Source organism: Caballeronia udeis (genome assembly GCF_001544555.2).
Lineage (GTDB): Bacteria > Pseudomonadota > Gammaproteobacteria > Burkholderiales > Burkholderiaceae > Caballeronia > Caballeronia udeis.
In genome coordinates, this window is sequence record NZ_FCOK02000066.1 from 49361 (window position 1) to 55652 (window position 6292).

The 6292-nt window shown below is 61.2% G+C and carries 4 protein-coding genes and 1 pseudogene; 4 read left to right on the forward strand and 1 reads right to left on the reverse strand.

What is annotated here, in order from left to right; translation table 11 throughout:
• Positions 1–27 precede the first annotated feature (27 nt).
• The 4 genes from AWB69_RS33680 (at position 28) to AWB69_RS33695 (ending at position 5936) form a co-directional block, all read left to right on the forward strand.
• The gene (locus AWB69_RS33680; protein WP_404613931.1) at positions 28–663 is read left to right on the forward strand and encodes a C40 family peptidase; all 636 of its coding nucleotides are present in this window, start codon (positions 28–30) and stop codon (positions 661–663) included.
• Between the two features lie 610 nt (positions 664–1273).
• A complete protein-coding gene (locus AWB69_RS33685) occupies positions 1274–4102 on the forward strand; it encodes a xanthine dehydrogenase family protein molybdopterin-binding subunit (RefSeq protein ID WP_062091139.1) in 2829 nt (942 codons plus the stop codon).
• Entirely contained in the window at positions 4099–4704 is a 606-nt protein-coding gene (locus tag AWB69_RS33690) for a (2Fe-2S)-binding protein (RefSeq protein ID WP_075644040.1), read from the forward strand. Before AWB69_RS33685 ends, AWB69_RS33690 begins: the two co-directional genes overlap by 4 nt.
• The gene (locus tag AWB69_RS33695) at positions 4701–5936 is read left to right on the forward strand and encodes a c-type cytochrome (RefSeq protein WP_062091140.1); all 1236 of its coding nucleotides are present in this window, start codon (positions 4701–4703) and stop codon (positions 5934–5936) included. The genes AWB69_RS33690 and AWB69_RS33695 overlap by 4 nt, the downstream gene beginning before the upstream one ends.
• A 40-nt stretch (positions 5937–5976) precedes the next feature.
• On the opposite strand, the pseudogene AWB69_RS33700 reads toward AWB69_RS33695, so the two are convergent.
• Positions 5977–6292 (reverse strand): annotated as a pseudogene (locus tag AWB69_RS33700) (hypothetical protein); the annotation flags it as partial.

A 6292-nucleotide genomic window follows, 5' to 3' on the forward strand; every position in this document is an offset into this window, starting at 1 on the left:
CAGACATGCGCGCGAGCAGCAGCCAGCATGTTGATCGGCCTGATGATGACAGCAACTTCTGGCGCGTTCGCCGACGAAGTCAGCAATTCAAGCCAAAATGCCAGCAATGGCATATCTGCGTCGACCAAAGCAGCTAACGACATTTATCCCGTTGCCGACTCCGGCAATGTGACAAGCAACCCATCCAGCGGCACGCGTTCTTTTCTTTCCGGCATGGCGAGCAAGGCGGGCGACGTAGTCGTCGGCGCGCTTAATATGATCGGCGTGCGTTATCGCTGGGGCGGCAACACGCCAGATTCCGGTCTTGATTGCAGCGGTTTCGTGCGCTACGTGTTCCAGGACACGCTGGGCATGACCTTGCCGCGGCGTGCGGAAGAGATGAGCCGAGTTGGCGAGAAGGTTCGCGTGAGCGAGTTGAAACCGGGTGACCTCGTGTTTTTCAACACAATGCGTCGCTCGTTCTCGCATGTCGGGATTTATATCGGCGACAACAAGTTTGTTCATTCGCCGTCCACGGGCAGCACGATCCGTGTGGACGACATGGACAACAGCTATTGGGAAAAGCGGTATACGGGCGCTCGGCGTGTTGAAGCGACCTTCCCGATTGACGGCGTCGATCTACGTCAGCGTGTCAGCGCCACGATTGGTAACAACGACAACTAAGCCGTCGTTGCCAATCTGACCGGTTGCTGATAACCGGTCGTGTACAAAAGCCTGCCTTTCAAAAAAGGGCGGGCTTTTGTTGTTGCCGGGCGATTTGGTGTGCGCATTGGTAGTCCCCGACGATCGCCGTTCCGCGCTCATGCACGCGCTCACGCAACCAATTGGGTATTTCGCCCGAAAGTCGTTCTAGCCCTGACCCTATTCGGACGCTTCCGAGTGACATTGATGCCAGGCATCACAACGAGTTTTCACCCGCAAGCCCGATCCCTGCGCAGCACAAAACTTGACATGCCTATCGCTGCCTGAGGGCAAGCTTCGCACGTACAATCGCCAGCCTTTCCCGGGCATACCGAGCGCTCTGAAGTAACAGGATTCTGCTCAAAGGCAAAGTCTGAAAAAGCCAGCCAAACGTTGAAACAGGCTGGTGCAAATTCTTGCACGTTGACGAACCCGAAGTGCGATTACGATCCGGGATACCCGATTATCGGATCCTCTCGTACCGGATCAAGCGGTTATATGAATAAGTTAATAATTTCGGAATGCAAAATAAAAACTGCAACTCGAATCAGCGTGGCTTGAGGCACTCAGCCGATTACCGAAGGAGAGGACTATGAGAGAACTCGACCGATCGCGTCGTGGTTTTCTGAAGGCGAGTGCAATTGCAGGACTGACTGTCATTATTGCGCCGCTCGGCAGTCGCGCATTCGCTGCGCTATTTGAAGAGAAAATCCTGACGCCGATTCAGTGGGATACAGCCAGCGGCAGCGCGAAGTTTCGTATCGACGGAATTGCGAAAGTTACCGGCTCGAAGGTATTTGCGCGCGACGTGCGCGCGGCCGACATGCCGCACTGGCCGAACCAGCAATCGCACGCATTCATATTGCGCACGACTCAAGCCGACCGGACGTATGAGGGTTTCGACCTGAGCTTGCTTGGCGATGAGCTTCAGCCGGACCGGGTGGTCACGGCGGCGGAACTTGCCCGCGACGGTCTTGCTTTTCCTGCCTTCTATGGCGACGACATGCTGCTGCCGCCGGGCAAGACACCTGCGTATCTTGGCCAAGCGGTGGCCATGCTCATCTATCACGATTTCGCGCGCTTCCGGTTTGCCAAAGACAAGCTTCAGTTCCGTGATGAAATCATCCGCTACGGCGAGAAGACCGGGCCGCTGGAACGCGATCCGTGGGGCACGTTCCGTTTTGTGCGTGTGGGTGGATCGACGGCGTATGACGAGGACACGTTCTCGAGCCTGAAGGACACCATGCTGTTCCCAAGCGCGATGCGCAAGCACGAGCCTGTGTGGGCGGCGGGGCGGCAGGACGGCAAGCTCGACGAGCAAGGCATGTTCCACGCGCAAAGCATGCAGGGCGAACTCAATCATCCGCCGGCGGACTGGCTTGTGCTTGAGCGCAACTACAGCACGCAGTCCATCGATACCGCCGCGCTCGAACCCGACAACACGAACTGCTGGTACGACGCCGCGACGCAATCGCTGCACATGGTCGTGCCGACGCAAGGGCCGCACGAGGTCGCCGAGAGCGCTGCCGGCATGGCGGCAAAGAGCCGGTTCCCGGTGAAGAACCTGTTCGTGCATCCGGTCTATACGGTCGGCTACGGATCAAAGGATCACTTCACGGTCCCGTTCTACGGACTGGTCGCGGCCATGTATGGCGACGGCCGGCCGGTACGTCTTGCATTTGACCGCTATGAGCAATTCCAGACATCGATAAAACGCCATGCATCGAAGATGCGTTATCGAATCGGGATTGATAAGAAAACCAACCTTCTGCAGTCGTTCAAGGTCGAGTTCGAGGTCGACGGCGGCGGGCGCTGCAATTTCTCGCCATCGGTGGCCATGGTGGGGGCATCCGCCGCGCAGTCGATCTACTACTTCCCCAAGAGCGACCTGACGGGCGTGGCGATCGCTTCGCGTGCCATCGACGCCGGCTCGGCCCGCGGCTACGGCACGCTGCAGACCATGGCTGCGACCGAAATGCTGATCGATGAAATGGCAACGCAGCTTGGGCTCGACGCGATCGACCTACGGTTGAAGAACGCGTTGCGTTCCGGCATGAAAAATACCCAGGGCGCGATTCCCGCCGGCGCAATTCGGGGTGATGAAGTGCTGCAGAAGGCCAAGGTTCACCCGCTGTGGACCGGGCGCGCGCGGAAGAAAGCGGAGTATGAGTTGGCGCATCCGGGCAACCGCTATGGCGTGGGTTTCGCGTGCACGCAGAAGGACTTCGGCACGGGCGCGGAGTCGTCGTTCGCCAAGGTTGAAATTGCGGCCGACGGCAAGATCACCTTGCATCATACGGGCGCCGAGATTGGGACGGGCGTGTCGACATCGCAAGCTATTGCGTGCGCGAAATGGCTTGGCAAGCCGGCCGCCGAGGTGCGCATGGCGATTATCGACTGGCCCGAGTTGCCGGTCGTGACCAGCGGCGACCCGTACATGATGTCGCAGGGCGAGCAGGACAAGCTGTCGGCGAATCCGCGCTGGTCGCCGGGGTTGATATCGCCCGCGAGTGCGACGAATTCGGCTTTCTACTTCACGCATAGCACGCACGAAGCGGCACGCGTGGTCTTCACGCACGGCTTGTGGCCGGCGGCGATGGCGATATGGAGCAGTGGCATAGGCGGCGGTCAGGCGGCGCCGCTCGTCGTGCGTCGTGAAGAAGCGCGCTGGGTGGAAGGCAAGCTGACGGCGGCAGGTCTGGAACCTTTGCCGCTCGAACAGCTCGCGAGCAAAGCGCATGACCTGGGGCTCGTCACGGGCGCGGTCGTGCACGTGTTCAATCGATGGCAGTGGAGCGAGGCGGAATTCGACATTGATGGTGTGACAGAGCGTTTGCCCGTCGACGGTCTGTCACTGCTTCATGGCGCGGGCAAGGCCGGAGCCAGGACAGGCGCTGCGCCCGTCCTGCCTGTCTACCGCGCCCTCGATCGCAAACGCGTGTTCATTGCGCCGGTCAGCCGTAACAACGCCGCGGTCACCTACTACAGCGCGGTTGGAACACTGGTCGAACTCGCGGTAAACGAAGCCAGCGGCCACGTCAGCCTGCTCTCGCATCACTCGATCATGGAGTGCGGCAACATGCTGTCGCCGCAACTCGTATCAGGCCAGTTGCAAGGCGGCCTGGCGATGGGCATTGGACACGCGCTGCATGAATACCTGCCGCTCTACGAAGACGGTCCCGGCAACGGCACCTGGAACTTCAACCGCTATCACCTGCCGCGCGCAAGCGATGTCGCCGTCTGGGCCCAGACCGGCGAAGTGTTGCCGCCGTTGTCCGAGACCGACCCGCCGAAGGGCATTGCAGAGGTGGTGATGATTCCGGTCGTCGGCGCCATCGTCAACGGTATCGCGCATGCCATCGGGCATCGGTTCAATGACTTGCCCGTAACACCGCAAAACATTCAGGAGGCGCTCGCATGACCGCTGCCAACCCCACTCCTACGCCGCTCACGCCCCAAGCCTTGCACCAGCCCCTGATCCGGATGAAGCCCATTTCGCTGACGATCAACGGTACCGCCACGGGTCCGATCCAGACCCCCGACGGGCTCATGATGATCGACTTCCTGCATGGGTATGTGGGCCTGACCGGCTCGCGGCTTGGCTGCGGGCAGGGCGTCTGCCACGCGTGCGTGGTGATTCTCGACAAGCCGGACGGGTCGAGCGAAGAAGTGCGCACGTGTATCACGGGCGCGCATTTCTTCGATGGTAAAAAGGTGCGGACCATTGAAGGCCACGCCAAACGCAACGAGCACGGCGAGGTGGTGGAACTCTCGCCGGTGCAGCAGAAATTCCTCGAACACTTCAGTTTCCAGTGCGGTTACTGCACGCCGGGATTCGTCAATGCGGCGACGGTGTTGATCGAGCGGCTGAAGCGCGAGCCGATTGCCAGGGAATTGGTGGAGCACGAGATCACGAAAGCGCTTGATGATCACATCTGCCGCTGCACCGGCTACGTGCGCTACTACGAGGCGGTCAGGGACGTTGTGCTGAGTACGCCTGGACTTGTTAAGGATTCCGCATGAACCGGGCAATTTCACTTCGCCTCGGCGCGCTTGCGCTATGCGCCGCCGCATTGTCGGCTTGCAGCGAACGCGCTGATGAACCGGTGGTTTCCACGCATGATTCGGCCGCCGAGCAGATCGCCCGCGGCCGCTATCTGGCGAAGGCGGCCGATTGCGCCGCCTGTCACACGATTGCCGGCAGCGCACCGTTTGCCGGCGGCGTGAAGCTCGCGTCTCCCTTCGGTACCTTCTATGGTACGAACATCACGCCTGACCCGGTGCATGGCATCGGCAAGTGGAGCGCCGCGCACTTCTACAAGACCCTGCACGATGGCGTGGCGCCTGACAAGCAGCTCTACCCGGCGATGCCCTACACGTCTTACCGGACGATGTCCCGCGCCGACAGCGATGCCATCTATGCGTACCTGATGGCGCAGAAGCCGGCCGCTGTACCGAACCACGAGCCCGATTTGAAGTTCCCGTTCAACGTGCGGGTTGCCGTGATGTTCTGGAACATGCTGTTCCTCAAGGAGACGTTGCCGGATACGTCGGTGGGAAGCTCGGCTGACTGGAACCGCGGACGCTATCTTGCCAATGCGCTGGGCCACTGCGCCGAGTGCCATACGCCGCGTGGTGCGTTCGGGCAGATGAACGGCGCGAAGGCGCTGCAGGGTTCGACGCTTGGCCGTGTCGAGCCGCCGGATATCACGCCTGCCGGGCTGGCCGCGCGTGGCTGGACCAGCCCCGACTTGCAGACATTCTTCGCAACGGGAATCAGCCGCCAGGGCCCGGCGTTCGGCGAGATGCATCCGGTGGTGATGCTGAGCACCCAGTACCTGAGCCCGGGCGATTTGCGCGCGCTGTCAACCTACATGCTCGGCGATGCGCCCCCTCCGCCCACACCGGTGCAACCGGGTTCCGCCGACGCCGCGCAAGTGGCGGCCGGGCGGGCAAGCTATGTTGCTGTGTGTGCGGGGTGTCATGGGCGCGAGGGGGAGGGCAAACCTCACGTGGCGGTATCGATGCAAGGGAGTTCGACGCTGCGTCAGGCCGATCCGCACAACCTGATCGTCGCAATGCTCGATGGCATGGACGCCGCCGAATTCGCGGGCACGGAGAGCATGCAGGCAATGCCGGGATTCGCCGCCACGCTTAGCGACGACGAACTCGCGAATCTGGCCAACTACCTGCGTTCAGGCTGGGGCGGCCAGCCGGGGGACGTAACCGCAGCGAACGTCAAGGCGTTGCGCTAAGCCGCCTGGCTTTGCGAGGGCAGGAAGCGCTACCGTCTGATCAAACGGTAGCGCCTTTCGCCGCCATTTGCCGTTGCAGTTCCGGCCAGATCTTGGCGACCGCTTCCTCGCCGGCGAGAATGGCCGCATTGCGCTGGCCGAAGTCGCTGCCGCTCATGGCGGCAAGGTTCGGGCGGATGACGAAGTCGGCGTATTTATCGAGTTCGTAGGCCTTGATGGTCTGGCCCATGATCGTGAAGGTCTGCATCAGCACGTCGAACGAGCTTTGCGTCAACCCCGTATAGATAGTCCGTCCCGCTTTCATCGATACTGATGGCACTGGCAGCGAGCTGCCAGTCGAGGCGGGACATGCACCC